The organism is Bacillus basilensis (genome assembly GCF_050630465.1).
In the GTDB taxonomy this organism is placed as follows: Bacteria; Bacillota; Bacilli; order Bacillales; family Bacillaceae_G; genus Bacillus_A; species Bacillus_A basilensis.
Map to the genome: position 1 here is coordinate 433,753 of NZ_JBNTQO010000002.1, position 19,087 is coordinate 452,839.

Consider the following 19,087-nt stretch of genomic DNA (forward strand, 5'->3'; position numbering starts at 1 on the left):
AAGTTAATTATAGCATTTTTTTGGACGAGGCTGAATAAGCTTTCAATAGAGTATGTCTGGAATCAGGAGGTCGATAGCAGGATGAACTGGTATGGAATGCGCGCACATGAAGTGGAAGAAAGAACGAATACGAATGTGAAGGTTGGACTTACAGAGAAAGAAGCAGAAGGGCGAATAAAGAAATTTGGTACAAATGAATTAGATGAAGCAAAAAGGCCTTCTGCACTAATGGTCTTTTTAGCGCAATTTAAAGATTTCATGGTACTTGTTTTGTTTGGTGCAACAATCGTTTCGGCTTTTTTAGGGGAATACATTGATTCGATTGCGATTGTTGCAATTGTTATTATCAACGGTATTCTCGGATTTTTCCAAGAAAGAAAGGCTGAAAAGTCATTGGAAGCTTTAAAAGAGCTAGCCGCCCCGCAAGTTACTGTACTGCGGAATGGAAAGTGGGTAAAGGCACCGTCTAAAGCACTCGTTTTAGGTGATGTTATTAAATTTTCTAGTGGCGATCGTATTGGAGCTGATGTACGTCTTGTTGAGGCATCGAGTTTATATATCGAAGAATCAGCTTTGACAGGGGAGTCAGTACCGGTGCAGAAAAAGGTAGAAGCATTGCAAGGGCAAGATGTTTCAATTGGTGATCAAAAAAATATGGCTTTTATGGGTACGATGATTACACGAGGAGCTGGAACAGGGGTCGTTGTAGCAACTGGTATGAATACAGCGATGGGCCAAATTGCAAATATGTTACAAAATGCAGAGCAAATGGAAACACCACTGCAACGAAGATTAGAACAACTCGGAAAAATATTAATTATTGTGGCTCTTGTTTTGACAGCGCTTGTCGTATTAGCCGGTGTGTATCAAGGGAATGAAGTATATCATATGTTTTTAGCTGGCGTGTCGCTAGCTGTTGCTGCTATTCCAGAAGGATTGCCAGCAATTGTTACAGTAGCTTTATCGCTTGGTGTACAGCGTATGATAAAAAAGAGAGCGATTGTAAGGAAATTACCAGCGGTAGAAACGTTAGGTTGTGCTTCTGTTATATGCTCTGATAAAACAGGGACGATGACGCAAAACAAAATGATGGTAACACATATGTGGTCAGGTGGAGAGTTGTGGAAAGTGACAGGTCAAGGGTATGAACCTAATGGATCCTTTCTGAAAGGTGAAAAAGAAGTTGATCCAGCTAAGACGAAAGCACTATATCAACTACTCACATTTGGTTCACTATGTAACAATGCAAATATTATTCAAAAGAAAAAGGCGTATGTATTAGATGGAGATCCAACAGAGGGGGCGCTTGTAGCTGCAGCAATGAAAGCGGGGATAACGCGTGAGGCACTGAAAGGGAAATTTGAAATCATTCGTGAATTTCCGTTTGATTCAACTCGAAAAATGATGAGTGTGATTGTACGAGATAGAGAAGGGAAAAAGTTTGTCGTTACGAAGGGAGCACCAGATGTCCTTCTGCAAATGAGTCAAACGATTTTATGGGGAGATAAGCAGCAACCAATAAGTGAATTGTATAGAAAAGAAGTACAGGCGGCTATTCATAGTTTAGGTAGTCAAGCGCTGCGAACAATTGCAGTTGCATTTAAACCATTAAAAGTAACAGATTCTACCGAACATGAAAGAGACGTTGAAAAGGATTTTATGTTAGTTGGGATACAAGGTATGATTGATCCACCAAGACCAGAAGTAGAGCAGGCTGTAAAAGAGTGCAGAGAAGCTGGTATTCGAACAGTGATGATTACAGGTGATCATAAAGTGACAGCAATGGCGATTGCGGAACAATTAGGGGTTTTACCACAAGGTGGACGCGTTGTTGAAGGAGTAGAACTCGCAAATATGGATGTAGAAGAACTAGAAAATGTTGTAGAAGATACGTATGTATTTGCTCGTGTATCACCAGAACATAAATTGAAAATTGTTAAGGCTTTGCAAAATAAAGGACATATAGTAGCGATGACAGGTGATGGGGTGAACGATGCTCCAGCTATAAAAACAGCGGATATTGGGATTGCGATGGGAATTACAGGGACAGACGTTGCGAAAGAAGCATCATCTCTTGTCTTGCTGGACGATAATTTTGCTACGATTAAATCAGCAATTAAAGAAGGTAGAAATATATACGAGAATATACGTAAGTTTATTCGTTATTTATTAGCATCGAACGTAGGAGAAATTTTAGTCATGTTATTTGCGATGTTACTTGCATTGCCGCTGCCGATGGTTCCAATCCAAATTTTATGGGTGAACTTAGTTACTGACGGTTTACCGGCGATGGCACTAGGTTTGGATAAGGCTGAAGGAGACGTGATGAAGAGAACGCCGCGTCATCCGAAAGAAGGGGTATTTGCTAGAGGGCTTGCATGGAAAATTTTAAGCCGTGGCTTTCTAATTGGAGCAGTGACGTTAGTGGCGTTTATTATTGCATATAATCAACATCCAAATGAACTGAAATATGCACAAACTGTAGCATTCGCGACGTTGGTACTTGCTCAGCTTATTCATGTATTTGATTGCCGAAGTGAGCATTCTGTTTTTCACCGCAATCCATTTGGAAATGTGTATTTAGTAGGGGCGGTTATCATTTCATTACTACTCATGCTCGTCGTTATATATTACCCACCGTTACAACCGATTTTTAGCACGATGCCAATACAAGCAAGAGATTGGTTGTTAATTGGAGGTTTGTCATCAATTCCGACCTTCTTATTAGTAGGTTCTTTATTAACAGGGAAAAAGGGGAAGAAAGAAAAGCCAGTATTATATAAGAAGGGATTAAACTTGAAATAGTCAATGATATGAAAATGTGATATAATTTACAGAAGGTAGTAGAGCCTTGTCTCTATTACCTTTTTCATTGAGTTATTTCATGGCTTGGATGTGATAAAAATGATTTGTAGTATGACAGGATTTGGAAGGTCGAAAGTGGAAAATGGTACTTTTCAAATTACAGTAGAAATGAAATCAGTGAACCACCGTTTTCTAGAGATGAGTATTCGACTTCCGAAGCAAATGATGGTATTTGAAGACAAAATTCGTAAAATAATTGCACAGCAAGTTCGACGTGGACGCATTGAAGTGTCTATTAGTATAACGGGTGAAGGGCTTGTTGAAAGAAAATTAAGTGTGAATTGGTCGCTTCTTGAGCAGTACCAATCGATTATGGAAGATATAAAAGGAAAATTTCAATTACAAGATTCTATTACACTCGGGCAATTAATGGCAATGCCAGAAGTAACAGCGATTGAAGAAGCTGAAAATGTAAATGAACAATTTGAGAACAGTTTATATGAGGCTGTTCGCCAAGCTGCTCATATGTTAAAAACGATGAGAGATGGCGAAGGAGAACGATTACATAAAGATATAGCGTATCGTTTACAAGAGATTCACAATTGTGTAAATGCAGTTATTCCGCATGCACCGATTGTTACACAAAAATATCGTGAACGATTAGAAAATCGCTTAAAAGAATTACATAATCAAGATCTAGATGAACAAAGATTGTTAACAGAAGTCGCAATCTTTGCAGAACGTTGTGATATTCACGAAGAGTTAGTTCGTTTGCAAAGTCATTTAGAGCAATTTCGTGAAACACTGCAGATTGAAGAACCTGTTGGAAGAAAAATGGATTTCATCGTGCAAGAGATGCATAGAGAAATTAATACAATTGGTTCTAAGGCAAATGACTTAACAATTTCAAAATATGTTGTAGAAATGAAAAATAACCTTGAAAAAATTCGTGAACAAGTACAAAATATTGAGTAGCTTTCAAAAAATATATAAAGTTATACGTGGTGGAGAAATCGGATAGACTTACTAGGAGGCGCAAACTATGGCCATGCGGTTTTTAAATATTGGATACGGAAATATTGTATCTGCTCATCGAATTATTGCTATTGTAAGTCCGGAGTCAGCTCCTATTAAACGAACAGTACAGGAAGCACGCGAACATAATGCTTTACTTGATGCTACGTATGGGAGAAAAACAAGGGCGGTTATTGTTATGGATGATGGGCATGTTGTATTAAGTCCAATTCAGCCAGAGACGATTGCACATCGTTTGAATAATAAAGAAGATTTAAGTGAGGAAGGGTAGGTTTTACATATTTATGAGAAGTAGAAGAGGATTGCTCATCGTTCTTTCAGGACCTTCTGGGGTTGGTAAAGGAACGGTTCGAAAAGAGCTGTTTAGTCATGAGGATACACGTTTTCAGTACTCCATTTCAGTAACGACACGTAAGCCACGTGAAGGTGAAGTGGATGGTGTGGATTATTTCTTTAAAGAGAGAGAAGAATTTGAGGAAATGATTCGTAATGAAAAATTACTTGAGTGGGCTGAGTTCGTAGGTAATTATTACGGAACACCGATTGACTATGTTGAAAAAACATTACAAGAAGGAAAAGATGTATTCTTAGAAATTGAAGTGCAAGGAGCAATTCAAGTTAAGAAAGCTTTCCCAGAAGGTGTATTTATTTTCTTAGCACCCCCAAGTTTATCTGAACTAAAGAACCGTATTGTCGGCCGTGGTACAGAAACTGAAGATGTTATTGAAAATCGTTTAACGGTAGCGAAAGAAGAAATCGAAATGATGGACGCTTACGACTATGTTGTAGAAAACGATCAAGTTGAATTAGCTTGTGAAAGAATTAAAGCAATTGTGGTTGGTGAACATTGCCGCCGCGAAAGAGTAGCAAAATATTATAAAGAAATGACGGAGGGTCTATAATTATGTTAAATCCATCAATTGATTCATTATTAACAAAAATCGATTCTAAATATACACTTGTAACAGTAGCTGCAAAGCGTGCACGTGAAATGCAACTTGCGGACAATTGTGTTATTGAAAAGCCTGTTTCTCATAAATGTGTGGGTAAATCATTAGAAGAAATCGATGCAGAAGTATTAAAATATGTACCAAGTGAAGGCAAAATAATTGATTAAGACCTTCTTTTCGACAAATTAAAACATAGACTTTATAATTTTCTATGTAACGGTAACAACCTATTTACAAGTAGGTTGTTATTTTTTTACGGTAGGAAAGAAATATTGGTACTGACGAGCTGAGAATTTTGTTTCAGTATTATAAGTTTGAAAAAGAAAGAGGACGAGCCATATGCTAAAAGGGAAAAAGATACTTTTATGTGTAACAGGAGGCATTGCAGTCTTTAAAGGGGCTGCATTAACGAGTAAATTGACACAAGCTGGTGCTATTGTAAAAGTAATGATGAGTGAGTCAGCAATGAAGTTTGTTACACCTCTTACATTCCAAGCGCTTTCTCGCCATGATGTATATACGGATACATTCGATGAGAAAGACTCAGCTGTTATTGCTCATATCGATTTAGCAGATTGGGCAGATGTTGTACTTGTTGCACCAGCTACAGCTAATTGTATTGGAAAGTTAGCTAACGGTATTGCAGATGATATGATTACAACTACTTTGTTAGCTACTACAGCCCCAGTGTGGATTGCACCTGCTATGAATGTGCATATGTATGAAAATAAAATTGTTCAAAAAAATATGATGACGTTAAAAACGTTAGGATATACATTTATTGAGCCTGGAGAAGGTTTTTTAGCTTGTGGTTATGTAGCGAAGGGAAGATTAGAAGAACCAGAAGCGATTATTGCAGAGTTAGAAGAGGCCTTTTCAGAAAAAAAACCATTGCAAGGAAAAAAGATATTAATAACTGCTGGTCCAACTCGTGAAAAGATTGATCCAGTTCGTTTTATGACCAATTTTTCTTCTGGAAAAATGGGATATGCGCTTGCAGAAGTGGCAGCGAACTTAGGTGCTGATGTCATACTCGTTTCGGGACCGACAGCATTAAATCCACCAGTACATGTAACGACAGTGCAAGTGGAATCTGCACAAGATATGTTAGAGGCAGTACTTCAACATTATCAGAACGTAGATGTTGTCATTAAAACAGCAGCAGTTGCAGATTATCGCCCGAAATATGTTCATGATAATAAAATGAAAAAGAAAAATGGTGATGCTGTAATTGAACTAGAGAGAACAGTAGATATTTTAAAAACGTTAGGTGAAAAGAAAGACCAACAGTTACTTATCGGTTTTGCGGCTGAAACGACAAATGTAGAAGAATACGCAACGAGAAAATTGCGTGAAAAAAATGCAAATATGATTGTTGCGAATGATGTAAAAGCGCAAGGAGCTGGATTTGGTACAGATACGAATATTGTAACAATGTATAGAAAAGATGGAGAGATTATCGAGTTACCACTTTTAACGAAGAAAGAAGTTGCGCGTGAAATATTAAAGCAAATTGAAATGATGTTAGAAGATGGTCGTCTATGAAATTTGCAAGTGTAATTGTTGATGTACCTGCACGTCAGACAGATCGACCATTTGATTATATTATCCCTAAAAAATGGGAAGATATTGTCCAGACAGGCATGCGTGTAGTAGTTCCATTTGGCCCAAGGAAATTGCAAGGTTTTATTATTGGGATCAAAGATTCGGCTGAAGTAGAAAGCAAGAAGTTAAAGACAATCCATGAAATATTAGATGTAACGCCGGTTTTGAACGAGGAATTATTAAAACTTGGATATTGGCTTACAAGTGAAACGTTATGTTATATGATTTCAGCTTTTCAAGTCATGCTTCCAACAGCGATAAAAGCAACATATAAAAAGCGTCTACAACTTCGTAAACAAGAAGAAGTAGCGCCTGAACTACTGTTTTTATTTCAGAATAAAGAGGCGATAGAATGGGAAGCGATTGAGACGCAGCCGCATCTATACCGCACAATTCAACAAGAAATTAAAAATGGTACGATTGAAGTTGTTTATCAGGTAAAAGATAAAGTGCAAAAGAAGAAACAAAGAGTTGTTCAACCGGAGTTGCCAGAAGATAAATTAGAATTAGCAGCATTTGAACTGAAAAGTAAAAAACAACAAGATGTACTCTATTATTTTGTGGAAAATTATAAAAGTGTGCCGTTGAAAGTGATAACAGAAGAGTTGCAAATAACAGATGCTCCAATTAAAGCACTTGTTAAAAAGGGGCTAATCTCAGAAAAGTATGTGGAAGTATATCGGAATCCATATGACGATGATGATTTTGAACAAACGAAACCATTCCCACTTACGGAGGAACAAGAGCGAGTTATTGCACCAATTTTATCATCAATTGCAAATGAAACTTACAATCCATTTTTACTATATGGTGTTACAGGAAGCGGAAAGACAGAAGTATATTTACAATCTATAGCAGAGGTGCTCGAGAAAGGAAAAGAAGCGATTGTGCTTGTTCCTGAAATTGCACTAACACCTCAGATGGTAGATCGTTTCAAAGGTAGATTTGGCTCGCAAGTTGCGGTTCTTCATAGTGCGCTGTCTGTTGGAGAAAAATATGATGAATGGCGTAAGATTTTAAGAAAAGAAGTGAAAGTCGTAGTTGGTGCACGTTCAGCTGTATTTGCTCCTTTTGAAAATTTAGGGATTATTATTATTGATGAGGAGCATGAATCGAGCTATAAGCAGGAAGATAATCCGAGGTATCATGCAAGGGATGTAGCTGTGTGGAGGGGACAGTATCATAAATGTCCTATCGTTCTTGGTAGTGCGACACCGACACTTGAATCGTTTGCAAGAGCGAAAAAAGGTGTGTACGAATTACTAACGATGGAAAAGCGTATGAACGAACAAGCCTTACCGACAGTAGAAATTGTTGATATGCGTGAAGAACTTCGTGACGGGAATCGTTCCATGTTTTCGAAGGCACTGCATGAAAAAATAGCAGATCGATTAGAAAAGAAAGAACAAATGGTGCTCTTTTTAAATAGAAGAGGTCATTCTACATTTGTTATGTGCCGGGATTGCGGGTATGTTGTACAATGTCCGCATTGTGATATCTCGCTCACATATCATAAAATGAACCATCGTTTAAAATGTCATTATTGCAGTTACGAAGAGAATATGCCGACTGCGTGTCCTGCTTGTCAAAGTACATATATTCGTTTCTTTGGTACAGGTACACAAAAGGTAGAAGAAGAAATTACAAAACTATTTCCAGAAGCACGAGTCATTCGGATGGATGTAGATACGACAAGTCGCAAAGGAATGCATGAAAAATTATTAAAGGCGTTCGGGGAAGAAAAAGCAGATATATTACTTGGAACGCAAATGATTGCGAAAGGATTAGATTTTCCTAAAGTAACACTCGTCGGAGTTTTAACTGCAGATACGATGCTTCACTTACCAGATTTTCGGGCGAGTGAAAAGACTTATCAGTTGTTGACGCAAGTAAGTGGACGAGCAGGCAGACATGAATTACCAGGGGAAGTTATAATTCAAACGTATACGCCAGAACATTACAGTATAGAGTTAGCAAAGAACCAACAATATGATGTGTTTTTTGACCAAGAAATGCAGATGAGACGAACGAGACAATATCCACCTTATTACTATGTTGTACTTGTGACGGTATCTCACCCGGAATTATTAAAGGCAGTACAAGTGACGGAAAAAATTGTCGGTCATTTACGGTCACACTGCACAGAGCAAACAATGGTGTTAGGACCGGTTGCTTCAGCAATTCCAAGGATAAAAGATAGATATCGTTATCAATGCATGATAAAATACAAACGGGAACCAAACTTAAAGAACGTGCTCAAAATGGTAAATGAACATTATCAAGCAGAAATGCAAAAAGAGCTACAAATCTCAATTGATTTTAATCCAACAATGTTAATGTAGCGGAGGGAAATATGGCAGTTTTAGAAATAGTAAAGCATCCAAATGAAGTGTTAGAAGCACCGTGTGAAAGAGTAATTAACTTTGATAAAAAGTTAGTGAAATTGTTGAAAGATATGCATGAAACAATGTTAATTGCGGACGGAGTCGGTTTAGCTGCGCCTCAAGTAGGTGTAAGCTTGCAAGTTGCGGTAGTTGATATCGGTGATGATACTGGAAAGATTGAGTTAATCAATCCGTCGATATTAGAAAAACGTGGTGAACAAGTAGGTCCCGAAGGCTGTTTAAGCTTCCCGGGACTTTATGGTGAAGTGGAACGTGCGGATTATATTAAAGTACGTGCACAAAATCGCCGAGGTAAAGTGTTTTTACTAGAAGCAGAAGGGTTTTTAGCGCGTGCAATTCAACATGAAATCGATCATTTACACGGTGTGTTATTTACATCGAAAGTGACAAGATACTATGAGGAAAACGAATTAGAATAGGTGTTAAAAGGAGCGGTTTTTAAATGATAAAAGTAGTATTTATGGGAACACCGGACTTTTCAGTGCCGGTGCTTCGTCGTCTTATTGAAGATGGCTATGATGTAATAGGTGTTGTGACGCAACCAGATCGTCCAGTAGGGAGAAAAAAAGTATTAACATCAACACCTGTTAAAGTTGAAGCAGAAAAACACGGTATTCCAGTGTTACAACCGCTAAGAATTCGTGAAAAAGATGAATATGAAAAAGTATTGGCATTAGAGCCAGATTTAATTGTAACAGCTGCGTTCGGTCAGATTGTACCAAATGAAATTTTAGAAGCACCGAAGTACGGATGTATAAATGTCCACGCTTCTTTACTTCCAGAACTTCGTGGTGGTGCACCAATCCATTATGCAATTATGGAAGGTAAAGAAAAAACGGGTATTACAATTATGTATATGGTAGAAAAATTGGATGCTGGTGATATCTTAACGCAAGTAGAAGTGGAAATTGAAGAGCGTGAAACGACAGGCTCGTTATTCGATAAGTTAAGTGAAGCAGGAGCACACCTTCTATCCAAAACAGTACCTTTATTAATTCAAGGTAAGTTAGAACCAATTAAACAAAATGAAGAAGAAGTAACGTTTGCATATAATATAAAACGTGAGCAAGAGAAAATTGATTGGACAAAAACAGGTGAAGAAGTATACAATCACATTCGCGGATTGAATCCATGGCCAGTTGCTTATACAACTTTAGCAGGACAAGTTGTGAAAGTATGGTGGGGAGAAAAAGTACCTGTAACGAAAGCGGCTGAAGCTGGTACGATTGTTGCGATCGAAGAAGATGGCTTTGTTGTAGCAACTGGTAATGAAACAGGTGTTAAAATTACTGAATTGCAACCTTCTGGTAAAAAGCGTATGAGTTGTTCGCAATTTTTACGTGGTACAAAACCTGAAATTGGAACGAAGTTAGGAGAAAATGCATGAGAAAAAATGTTCGTGAATTAGCTCTTGATGGTTTAATTCAAGTAGAAAAAAGTGGTGCATACAGTAACTTACTTTTAAATAATCTAATTGAAAAAAATGAAATTGATAGAAAAGATATTGGTTTATTAACTGAAATTGTATATGGAACGATTCAACGCCGTGACACATTAGATTATTATTTACAGCCCTTTTTAAAAAAGAAGGTTGAGGCGTGGGTAAGAGTATTGCTTCGCTTATCTTTATATCAAATGATTTATTTAGATAGAGTGCCCGAAAGAGCGGCTATTCATGAAGCGGTTGAGATTGCAAAGCGTCGCGGGCATAAAGGAATTGCTGGTATGGTAAATGGTGTACTACGTTCGATTCAGAGAGAAGGGGTACCTTCTGTAGATGAAATCAAGGATCCAGTAGAACGTCTGGCAATTGCAACAAGTCATCCAGTTTGGCTTGTCCAAGAGTGGACTTCAGAATTTGGTTTAGAAACTGCAGAGAAAATGTGTGAAGTGAACATGTTACCACCTGTACCAACAGCACGTGTAAATGTTGATAAAATAACAGTAGAAGAAGCAATTGAGTTGCTGGCTAGTGAAGGTATAGAAGCGAAGCGTGGCGATTTGTCAGATGATGCAATTCAAATTGAAAGAGGGAATGTAGCGCATACAGATGCGTTCAAAAAAGGTTTTCTTTCTATTCAAGATGAAAGTTCTATGCTGGTAGCACGCGCTTTAGAACCGAATGAGGGAGATGTAGTTCTTGATAGCTGTGCTGCTCCGGGCGGAAAAACAACGCACATCGCAGAGCGATTAAAAGGAACTGGTAAAGTTATGTCTCTTGATTTACATGCGCACAAAGTACGTTTAATTAAACAACAAGCAGAGCGACTTGGTCTAGAAAATGTCGAAACAAAAGCACTAGATGCTAGAAAAGTGCAAGAACACTTTGCGAATGAAACGTTTGATAAAATATTAGTAGATGCACCATGTTCTGGATTTGGTGTAATTAGACGTAAGCCTGATATTAAATTAGGTAAAGATAAAGGCGATAGTGAAAGATTATCGACGATTCAACTTGCAATACTAGAAAAAATAGCACCGTTATTAAAACAAGGTGGTCGCCTTGTTTATAGTACGTGCACAATTGAGAAAATAGAAAATGAACAAGTAATAGAACGATTTTTACAAGAGCATCCTGAATTTGAGTGGGATACTACGATAAAAGAGCGTATGCCAGAAAAGTTAAGTCAGTATATTGATGAAGGTCAAGTACAAATTTTACCGCATTATTTTGCAACAGATGGCTTTTATATTGCTTGTTTAAGGAAGAAGGTGTAGCATCGTGGAAACGACTGTGAGAAAACAAAAGAAAAATTTAGAAACGAAAAAACCATCAATTTACTCTTTACAACTCCATGAAATGCAAGATTGGTTAAAGGAACAAGGAGAACCAAAATTCCGTGCTGGACAAATTTTTGATTGGTTATATAAAAAACGTGTAAAAAATTATGAGGATATGTCAAACCTTTCTAAAGGATTGCGTGATAAATTGTCGAATTCCTTTGATATTACTACTTTAAACACGTTAGTAAAACAAACGTCTTCGGATGGAACAATTAAATTCTTATTCCAATTATATGATGGATATTCTATTGAAACGGTATTAATGCGACATGAGTATGGAAATTCCATTTGTGTAACAACGCAAGTGGGTTGTCGTATTGGTTGTACGTTCTGTGCTTCGACGCTTGGCGGTTTAAAGCGAAACCTAGAAGCTGGAGAAATTGTAGCACAAGTAGTTGAAGTGCAGCGTGCACTTGATGAATCAGAAGAACGTGTAAGTTCTCTTGTTGTTATGGGAATTGGAGAACCATTTGATAACTACGATAATTTAATGGGATTCTTACGCATCATTAACCATGAGAAAGGACTTCATATTGGTGCAAGACATATGACAGTTTCGACGAGTGGAATTATCCCGAAAATTTATAAGTTCGCTGAAGAAGACTTACAAATTAATTTTGCGATTTCATTGCATGCTCCAAACTCAGAATTACGTTCAAAATTAATGCCGATTAACCGTGCTTATAAGCTGCCTGATTTAATGGAAGCTATTAAATACTATGTAAATAGAACAGGGCGTCGTATTACTTTTGAATATGGACTATTTGGAGGCGAAAATGACCAAGTTGAGCATGCTGAAGAGCTTGCTGTACTCTTAAAAGGTGTAAAATGTCATGTGAACTTAATTCCGGTAAACTACGTACCTGAACGTGATTATGTACGTACGCCACGTGAACAAATTTTCTTGTTTGAAAAAACGTTAAAAGATCGTGGAGTGAATGTAACAATTCGCCGTGAACAAGGTCATGATATTGATGCAGCCTGCGGTCAGTTGCGTGCGAAGGAGCGTAAAGAAGAGACGAGGTGACGAGATGAAGGCCGTGTTTCTATCAGATAAAGGAAAAGTTCGTCAACATAATGAAGATAGTGCAGGAGTTTTTCACAATTTAGATGGAAATATTTTAGCGGTAGTAGCAGATGGAATGGGAGGTCATCGAGCTGGTGATGTAGCTAGCTCGATGACCATTCAATTATTCCATGATTATTGGAAGCAAACGCATAATATGAATGAGCCAAAAAAAGTAGAAGAGTGGTTACATACTAGTGTTGGGATTATTAATGAGCGTATATATGAGTACTCCAAGCAACATGTAGAATGTAATGGCATGGGAACAACACTTATAATAGCGATTTGTACGCCGAATTTTGTGACAATAGGTCATATAGGAGATAGTCGTTGTTATATGGTATCAGAAGGGGAAATCTCGCTTGTAACGGAAGATCACTCACTTGTGAATGAACTTGTGAGACATGGTGAAATTTCAAAAGAAGACGCAGAATATCACCCAAAAAAGAATGTTTTGTTAAGAGCATTAGGAACAGAAGAAAAAGTCGGATTAGATGTTAAAACATTGGTGCTTGAGGAAGATGATCAGTTACTTCTTTGCTCTGATGGATTATCTAATAAAGTTTCTATCGCTGATATGCAACAAGTTTTACAGTTAAATGAACAGCTTGAAACTAAGGGACAACGTCTCATTCAATTGGCGAATGATCGTGGCGGGGAAGATAATATCACCCTTGTTCTTATTGATTATGCGGGTTCGACAAACGAAAGTAGGTGAAGTGCAACGTGCTGATTGGAAAACGCTTAAATGACCGTTATAAGCTGCTGAAAATGATAGGTGGCGGTGGAATGGCCAATGTGTATTTAGCTCATGATGATATACTGGGCCGGGATGTAGCGGTAAAAATATTAAGACTCGACTATTCAAATAACGAAGAGTTTATTAAACGTTTCCATCGAGAAGCGCAGTCTGTTACAACGTTGTCGCATCCAAATATTGTGAATATGTATGATGTCGGAGAAGAAGATGGTATATATTATCTTGTAATGGAGTATGTACCAGGACAAACATTGAAGCAATACATAATTGAGCGAGGGATGTTACCGATAGGAGAAGCTCTTGATATAATGGAGCAGTTAACATCCGCCATGGCACACGCCCATCATTTTGAAATTGTGCATCGTGATATTAAACCGCACAATATTTTAATTCGAGCTGATGGAGTAATAAAAGTAACAGATTTTGGAATTGCGACAGCTACAAGTGCAACAACAATTACACATACAAATTCGGTACTCGGTTCGGTGCATTACTTATCACCAGAACAAGCACGCGGCGGGATAGCAAATAAACAATCAGATATTTATTCCCTAGGGATTGTTATGTTTGAATTGTTAACAGGAAGACAACCGTTTTCTGGCGAATCTGCTGTTGCTATAGCTTTAAAACATTTACAAAGTGAAATTCCGTCACCAAAAAGATGGAATGAAAATATTCCGCAAAGTGTCGAGAATATTATATTAAAGGCAACTGCGAAAGATCCGTTTCATCGATATCAATCTGCTAATGCGATGAAACGAGATATTGAAACTGCGCTATATCCAGAGAGGATAAATGAGCAGCCATTTTACATACCGGAAGATATGGAAGCGACAAAAGCGATTCCGATTATTCAACAGGAACAATTATTCGAAAATGTAACTGATGAAACAATTGTTTTAAAAGGAAGTAAAGTGGATGAACAGAAAAGAAAAGAAGAAACTGATTTAAATAAGAAGAAAAAACGAAGTAATAAATGGCTTAAAGTTTTAATTACGACATTTTTACTTTTAGCGATTGGAATAACGTTAGCGCTTACTGTTATTCCGGGATTCTTTATTCCAAAAGATGTGAAGGTTCCTGATGTGGCTGGTATGAAATATACGACAGCAGTAAATACATTAGTTGAAAAGGGTTTTGAGGTTACGGAACCTAATATTGTATATACTGATGATGTTGAAACCGGTGATGTGATAAAAACAGACCCTGTGGCAGGAAGAGTCGTGAAAGAAAACTCTAAAATTACTATCTATCAATCAGGTGGAAAAAAGAAAAGTAAGATGAGTGATTTCACAGGAAAAGATTTTGAGAGCATAAGATCTGAATTAGAAGAAAAATATAAACAAGTTACAATAAACTATATTGAAAATGATAGACCAAAAGGTGAAATCGTTGAGCAAATTCCGACGCCGGATCAAATGGTAGTAGAAGCGGAACAAGAACTGAAAATTTGGGTAAGTAAAGGTCCTTATCAAATTAGACCAGGTGATTTTTCAGGATGGACTGAAAATAGTGTAAATGGTTATTTGAATGAGAGAAAACTAACTCCAGATATAAAACGAGAGTATTCCGATACTGTTGATAAAGGACTTGTAATTTCGCAATCTCCAAAACCAGGAACGCCGTTAAAAGAAGGAGATAAAGTGACGATTATCATCTCAGAGGGTCCTAAGCCGAAAGTAACGAAAACTGTGAAAGTAGATAATATTTCTATTCCGTATGAGTCTTCTATAATAGGTGAGAAAAAACCGCAAACGATAGAAATTTATAAAGAAGATATGCAACAAAAAATGGATAGACCAATTGAAACTAGAACAATTTCAGAGTCGGCAACTATTTCATTAGAATTTGTAATTCAAGAAGGTACAAAAGGACACTATAAAATTGTACGAGATGGTGTAACGATTATCGACAAAGAAGTACCATACCCAACTCAATAATAATGAATTCCATTTTCTTTTTAGAGAGGATGGAATGTATTACTCTTGCCTGTTATGCTCTCTACATATAGTGGACTGTATAACAGGCAAAAATATATGATTCAAAAAGCTATAAAAGTGATACTGTTATAAATAATATTTTAAATTTGATGGTAGATTAAATATATTACCTTGTATATATGACGGGTTTTGAAATCATTATTTAAAGAATTCTAATCCATTCCATATTACATCCCATATTAATTACAGCTTCACTTTATACAAAATAAAGGAGAATTATATGCCAGAAGGAAAAATTGTAAAAGCTCTAAGCGGGTTTTATTATGTACAGCATGAAGAAGGGATTACACAATGTCGCGGGCGTGGTGTGTTTAGAAAAAATAAAATTACACCACTGGTAGGAGACCAAGTTGTCTTTCAAGCTGATAATCCAAGTGAAGGATATGTGCTTGAAGTATTCGATCGAAAAAATGAACTTGTTAGGCCTCCTATTGCTAATGTTGATCAAGCAATTCTTGTTTTCTCTGCAGTAGAACCAGATTTTAATCCGGGACTGTTAGATCGATTTTTAGTGCTGATTGAATATCATAACATTAAGCCGATTATTTGCATTAGTAAGATGGATTTAGTGGATGAAAAAATGAGAGAGACTGTTGAATCTTATGCAAATGATTATCGTGAGATGGGATATGATGTATTATTTACTTCTATAAATACATCGGAAAGTATTGATATTTTAAAACCATTCTTAGAAGGTTGTGTTTCTGTCGTTGCAGGGCAATCTGGTGTTGGAAAATCTTCTATGCTTAACGTTTTACGTCCAGAGTTAGAACTGAAAACGAATGATATTTCCTCGCATTTAGGGCGCGGGAAACATACGACAAGACACGTGGAATTAATTGCGATTGGAAGCGGACTAGTTGCAGATACACCTGGTTTTAGTTCACTTGATTTCATAGATATAGAAGTAGAAGATCTTACATATTGTTTTCCAGAGTTGAAAGAAGCGAGCCAATACTGTAAATTTAGAGGGTGTACACATCTTTCTGAACCGAAATGTGCTGTGAAGGCAGCGATTGAAGAAGGGAAGATTACAGAATATCGTTATAAGAATTACAAACAATTCGTAGAAGAAATTAGAGAGAGAAAGCCGAGGTATTAGTTATGATTAAAATTGCACCATCGATCTTATCAGCAGATTTTTCAAAATTAGGGGAAGAGATTAAAGATGTAGAGAAAGGCGGAGCGGATTACATTCACGTCGATGTAATGGATGGACATTTCGTACCGAACATTACGATTGGACCATTAATTGTAGAAGCAATCCGTCCGATTACATCGTTACCATTAGATGTGCATTTAATGATTCAAAATCCTGATAACTATATCCCGACTTTCGCAAAAGCGGGAGCGGATATTATTACTGTTCATGTAGAGGCATGCCCTCATCTGCATCGTACAATTCAGTTAATTAAATCTCATGGCATTAAAGCGGGAGTTGTATTAAATCCGCATACGCCAGTTTCAACGATTGAGCATGTATTAGAAGATATCGATATGGTATTACTTATGACAGTAAACCCTGGATTTGGTGGACAGAAATTTATCCATTCTGTATTACCGAAAATTAAACAAGTTGCAGAAATGGTTAAAGAGCGCAATCTAGAAGTAGAAATTGAAGTTGATGGTGGTGTAAACGCTGAAACAGCACGACTTTGTGTTGAAGCAGGAGCAAATGTACTTGTAGCTGGATCAGCAGTATACAATCAAAAAGATCGCGGTGAAGCAATTCGTGTCATTCGTGGATAATGAATGAACGAGTCTTTATCCCAGTGAATCTTCTAGTGTAGTAAGTTTTCACTAATTTATAAAGGATAGAGAAAAAATATGTAAAAAGGCAATCTACCGAATGGCAGATTGCCTTTTTACAATAGAAGGGGAAGGAAACATGATTATTCATATTTTAGCGGGTGGACCTGCGGAATATTGTGCAGATTTTTCTCGATATGAAAATGAGAAAGTAGTGTGGGCTGCAGTTGATAGAGGTGTATATCGTTTATTAAAAGGAGGAATTACTCCAACTGTTGCGTTTGGAGATTACGATTCGGTTACTGAAGAGGAATTAGTATGGATGGGACAGCAAACAAATGACTTACATATTGTTCCTCGTGAAAAAGATCAAACAGATTTAGAAATTGCGATTAACTGGGCCTTAGAACAAAATCCAACATTGATTCGTATTTTTGGTGCTACTGGCGGAAGGCTGGATCACGGTTTAGCGAATATCCAGATGCTTTTAAAAGGGTTAGAAGTAGGGATAGAAATGTGTATTGTAGACAATAAAAATGAAATAAGCGTGAAAAAAGTAGGTACACATATAATTGAAGAAAATAAAGATTTCCCTTATGTATCTTTTGTACCGGTTACTGAAATAGTGGAAGGGATTACGTTACTTGGTTTTAAGTATCCTCTAACTAATAAAACAATAGAATGGGGATCAACACTTTGTATTAGTAATGAACTCGTTAAGGAAAAAGGTACTTTTTCATTTACTTCTGGCATATTAATGGTGATAAGAAGCACTGATTGAAGAAACAATTTTGCTCCTTACATCATATAGTGAACAAGTGGAGTAATGGGGATTAGGAGGGAAACCATGAGATTTTATACAATTAAGTTACCTAAATTTCTTGGTGGAATTGTTCGTGCCATGTTAAATACCTTCAAAAAAGATTAAAAAAAGCACCTATTACCGGTGCTTTTTCCATTGTCATAGTAAAAAAAGAGCCTAGCGGCTCTTTTTTTTATTATTAAACACGTTCGATTTTGCCAGATTTTAATGCTCTAGCAGAAACGTAAACACGTTGAACTTTTCCGTCGATGCGTACGCGAACTTTTTGAAGGTTAGCGCCCCATTTACGTTTTGTAGCGTTCATTGCGTGAGAACGAGAGTTACCAGAACGAGCTTTTCTTCCAGTGATAGCACAAACACGAGCCATTTATATTTCCCTCCCTTGATACCTTACCATACGTAATTTTTCAATGTTAGTCTTTTTTGCGATGCTAAAAACACTACTATAATTTAACACAACTAAAAAGAGAATGCAACACCGTAGAAAAAAGAAATCAAGAAAAATTACTTGACACTATATGTTGATGATGAAAAGTTGAAATCAAGAAAAATTGCTTGACATATTATAGTGGTACATGTTGTATAATAACAATGGACTATTTTGCTCATCATAAAAAATGTGATTTAAAACATAAAATATGAGAGTGAAAAGAAAGAACGATGGAATTTTCTTTAAAAAGATTATATGATAGTAACTAAAGTAGTCTAGCTCACTTTCACCATTTATGAAGGGGGAAACGAGATGTCAATTGAAATTAAAACGAAGTATGGTCAAATTGATATTAGTACAGATGTAATTGCAACAATTGCTGGAGGTGCCGCAGTAGATTGCTACGGTATCGTAGGTATGGCATCAAAAAATCAGTTAAAAGATGGTTTAACAGACATTTTACGAAAAGAAAACTTCACTAGAGGTGTTATTGTTCGTAAAGATGAAGATGAAGTACATATTGATATGTATATTATTGTGAGCTATGGTACGAAAATTTCAGAAGTAGCACATAACGTGCAGACGAAAGTGAAATATACATTAGATCAAACTGTAGGACTAGCAGTAGATTCTGTAAACATCTACGTACAAGGAGTTAAAGTAATAAACTTGTAA

General features: G+C 36.9%; 19 protein-coding genes. 18 read left to right on the forward strand and 1 reads right to left on the reverse strand.

Annotated elements, in window-relative coordinates; all coding sequences use genetic code 11:
- The first annotated feature begins 81 nt into the window (after positions 1-81).
- From ACQVV1_RS05745 to spoVM, 17 genes are all read left to right on the forward strand, one after another.
- Positions 82-2,805 (forward strand): calcium-translocating P-type ATPase, SERCA-type, encoded by a 2,724-nt coding sequence (locus tag ACQVV1_RS05745; protein WP_063221151.1) that lies wholly within the window; start codon positions 82-84, stop codon positions 2,803-2,805.
- Positions 2,806-2,904: 99 nt separating this feature from the next.
- Positions 2,905-3,780, forward strand: coding sequence for a YicC/YloC family endoribonuclease (locus ACQVV1_RS05750; protein WP_098555016.1), 876 nt, complete (start codon positions 2,905-2,907; stop codon positions 3,778-3,780).
- A gap of 67 nt (positions 3,781-3,847) precedes the next feature.
- Positions 3,848-4,111, forward strand: coding sequence for an extracellular matrix/biofilm regulator RemA (remA, locus tag ACQVV1_RS05755; RefSeq protein WP_001251456.1), 264 nt, complete (start codon positions 3,848-3,850; stop codon positions 4,109-4,111).
- 13 nt (positions 4,112-4,124) lie between these two features.
- Entirely contained in the window at positions 4,125-4,742 is a 618-nt protein-coding gene (gene gmk, locus ACQVV1_RS05760; RefSeq protein WP_001257740.1) for a guanylate kinase, read from the forward strand.
- Between the two features lie 2 nt (positions 4,743-4,744).
- Positions 4,745-4,957: a DNA-directed RNA polymerase subunit omega gene (gene rpoZ / locus ACQVV1_RS05765; RefSeq protein ID WP_060632012.1), complete on the forward strand. Its 213-nt coding sequence runs from the start codon at positions 4,745-4,747 to the stop codon at positions 4,955-4,957.
- 172 nt (positions 4,958-5,129) lie between these two features.
- Positions 5,130-6,335 (forward strand): bifunctional phosphopantothenoylcysteine decarboxylase/phosphopantothenate--cysteine ligase CoaBC, encoded by a 1,206-nt coding sequence (gene coaBC, locus ACQVV1_RS05770; RefSeq protein WP_242252027.1) that lies wholly within the window; start codon positions 5,130-5,132, stop codon positions 6,333-6,335.
- Entirely contained in the window at positions 6,332-8,737 is a 2,406-nt protein-coding gene (gene priA, locus ACQVV1_RS05775; protein ID WP_063221147.1) for a primosomal protein N', read from the forward strand. The genes coaBC and priA overlap by 4 nt, the downstream gene beginning before the upstream one ends.
- Before the next feature lie 11 nt (positions 8,738-8,748).
- The gene (def, locus tag ACQVV1_RS05780) at positions 8,749-9,219 is read left to right on the forward strand and encodes a peptide deformylase (RefSeq protein ID WP_060632009.1); all 471 of its coding nucleotides are present in this window, start codon (positions 8,749-8,751) and stop codon (positions 9,217-9,219) included.
- Between the two features lie 23 nt (positions 9,220-9,242).
- Positions 9,243-10,187 carry a methionyl-tRNA formyltransferase gene (gene fmt, locus ACQVV1_RS05785; protein WP_242252026.1) on the forward strand — a complete coding sequence of 315 codons (945 nt, stop codon included), beginning with the start codon at positions 9,243-9,245 and terminating at the stop codon, positions 10,185-10,187.
- Positions 10,184-11,518 carry a 16S rRNA (cytosine(967)-C(5))-methyltransferase RsmB gene (gene rsmB, locus ACQVV1_RS05790; protein WP_431168685.1) on the forward strand — a complete coding sequence of 445 codons (1,335 nt, stop codon included), beginning with the start codon at positions 10,184-10,186 and terminating at the stop codon, positions 11,516-11,518. The genes fmt and rsmB overlap by 4 nt, the downstream gene beginning before the upstream one ends.
- Positions 11,519-11,522: 4 nt before the next feature.
- Complete coding sequence (rlmN, locus tag ACQVV1_RS05795; RefSeq protein WP_063221144.1) at positions 11,523-12,611, forward strand: dual-specificity RNA methyltransferase RlmN; 1,089 nt, start codon at positions 11,523-11,525, stop codon at positions 12,609-12,611.
- A gap of 4 nt (positions 12,612-12,615) precedes the next feature.
- Complete coding sequence (locus ACQVV1_RS05800) at positions 12,616-13,368, forward strand: Stp1/IreP family PP2C-type Ser/Thr phosphatase (RefSeq protein ID WP_000648696.1); 753 nt, start codon at positions 12,616-12,618, stop codon at positions 13,366-13,368.
- A gap of 8 nt (positions 13,369-13,376) precedes the next feature.
- Entirely contained in the window at positions 13,377-15,350 is a 1,974-nt protein-coding gene (gene prkC / locus ACQVV1_RS05805) for a serine/threonine protein kinase PrkC (protein ID WP_242252022.1), read from the forward strand.
- Positions 15,351-15,630: 280 nt separating this feature from the next.
- Entirely contained in the window at positions 15,631-16,512 is an 882-nt protein-coding gene (rsgA, locus tag ACQVV1_RS05810) for a ribosome small subunit-dependent GTPase A (protein ID WP_063221142.1), read from the forward strand.
- A gap of 2 nt (positions 16,513-16,514) precedes the next feature.
- The gene (gene rpe, locus ACQVV1_RS05815) at positions 16,515-17,159 is read left to right on the forward strand and encodes a ribulose-phosphate 3-epimerase (RefSeq protein WP_060632004.1); all 645 of its coding nucleotides are present in this window, start codon (positions 16,515-16,517) and stop codon (positions 17,157-17,159) included.
- 100 nt (positions 17,160-17,259) lie between these two features.
- Complete coding sequence (locus tag ACQVV1_RS05820) at positions 17,260-17,940, forward strand: thiamine diphosphokinase (protein ID WP_142332664.1); 681 nt, start codon at positions 17,260-17,262, stop codon at positions 17,938-17,940.
- Positions 17,941-18,006: 66 nt separating this feature from the next.
- Positions 18,007-18,087 (forward strand): stage V sporulation protein SpoVM, encoded by an 81-nt coding sequence (gene spoVM / locus ACQVV1_RS05825; protein WP_001213599.1) that lies wholly within the window; start codon positions 18,007-18,009, stop codon positions 18,085-18,087.
- A 73-nt stretch (positions 18,088-18,160) separates the two neighbouring features.
- Here spoVM and rpmB read toward each other — a convergent pair whose 3' ends face one another.
- Positions 18,161-18,349, reverse strand: a complete 189-nt coding sequence (rpmB, locus tag ACQVV1_RS05830) for a 50S ribosomal protein L28 (RefSeq protein ID WP_000124776.1) — start codon at positions 18,347-18,349, stop codon at positions 18,161-18,163.
- A 375-nt stretch (positions 18,350-18,724) separates the two neighbouring features.
- On the opposite strand from rpmB, the gene ACQVV1_RS05835 reads away from it, so the two are divergent.
- The gene (locus ACQVV1_RS05835) at positions 18,725-19,087 is read left to right on the forward strand and encodes an Asp23/Gls24 family envelope stress response protein (protein ID WP_000021109.1); all 363 of its coding nucleotides are present in this window, start codon (positions 18,725-18,727) and stop codon (positions 19,085-19,087) included.

What these genes read in the sequence shown, in the direction of transcription:
- ACQVV1_RS05745 (WP_063221151.1), top strand. Translation starts at nt 82, where the DNA reads ATGAACTGGTATGGAATGCGCGCACATGAAGTGGAAGAAAGAACGAAT.
- rpmB (WP_000124776.1), bottom strand. Translation starts at nt 18,349, where the DNA reads ATGGCTCGTGTTTGTGCTATCACTGGAAGAAAAGCTCGTTCTGGTAAC.
- spoVM (WP_001213599.1), top strand. Translation starts at nt 18,007, where the DNA reads ATGAGATTTTATACAATTAAGTTACCTAAATTTCTTGGTGGAATTGTT.
- fmt (WP_242252026.1), top strand. Translation starts at nt 9,243, where the DNA reads ATGATAAAAGTAGTATTTATGGGAACACCGGACTTTTCAGTGCCGGTG.
- def (WP_060632009.1), top strand. Translation starts at nt 8,749, where the DNA reads ATGGCAGTTTTAGAAATAGTAAAGCATCCAAATGAAGTGTTAGAAGCA.
- ACQVV1_RS05750 (WP_098555016.1), top strand. Translation starts at nt 2,905, where the DNA reads ATGATTTGTAGTATGACAGGATTTGGAAGGTCGAAAGTGGAAAATGGT.
- priA (WP_063221147.1), top strand. Translation starts at nt 6,332, where the DNA reads ATGAAATTTGCAAGTGTAATTGTTGATGTACCTGCACGTCAGACAGAT.
- rsmB (WP_431168685.1), top strand. Translation starts at nt 10,184, where the DNA reads ATGAGAAAAAATGTTCGTGAATTAGCTCTTGATGGTTTAATTCAAGTA.
- ACQVV1_RS05800 (WP_000648696.1), top strand. Translation starts at nt 12,616, where the DNA reads ATGAAGGCCGTGTTTCTATCAGATAAAGGAAAAGTTCGTCAACATAAT.
- rpe (WP_060632004.1), top strand. Translation starts at nt 16,515, where the DNA reads ATGATTAAAATTGCACCATCGATCTTATCAGCAGATTTTTCAAAATTA.
- rpoZ (WP_060632012.1), top strand. Translation starts at nt 4,745, where the DNA reads ATGTTAAATCCATCAATTGATTCATTATTAACAAAAATCGATTCTAAA.
- remA (WP_001251456.1), top strand. Translation starts at nt 3,848, where the DNA reads ATGGCCATGCGGTTTTTAAATATTGGATACGGAAATATTGTATCTGCT.
- coaBC (WP_242252027.1), top strand. Translation starts at nt 5,130, where the DNA reads ATGCTAAAAGGGAAAAAGATACTTTTATGTGTAACAGGAGGCATTGCA.
- ACQVV1_RS05820 (WP_142332664.1), top strand. Translation starts at nt 17,260, where the DNA reads ATGGCAGATTGCCTTTTTACAATAGAAGGGGAAGGAAACATGATTATT.
- ACQVV1_RS05835 (WP_000021109.1), top strand. Translation starts at nt 18,725, where the DNA reads ATGTCAATTGAAATTAAAACGAAGTATGGTCAAATTGATATTAGTACA.
- rsgA (WP_063221142.1), top strand. Translation starts at nt 15,631, where the DNA reads ATGCCAGAAGGAAAAATTGTAAAAGCTCTAAGCGGGTTTTATTATGTA.
- gmk (WP_001257740.1), top strand. Translation starts at nt 4,125, where the DNA reads ATGAGAAGTAGAAGAGGATTGCTCATCGTTCTTTCAGGACCTTCTGGG.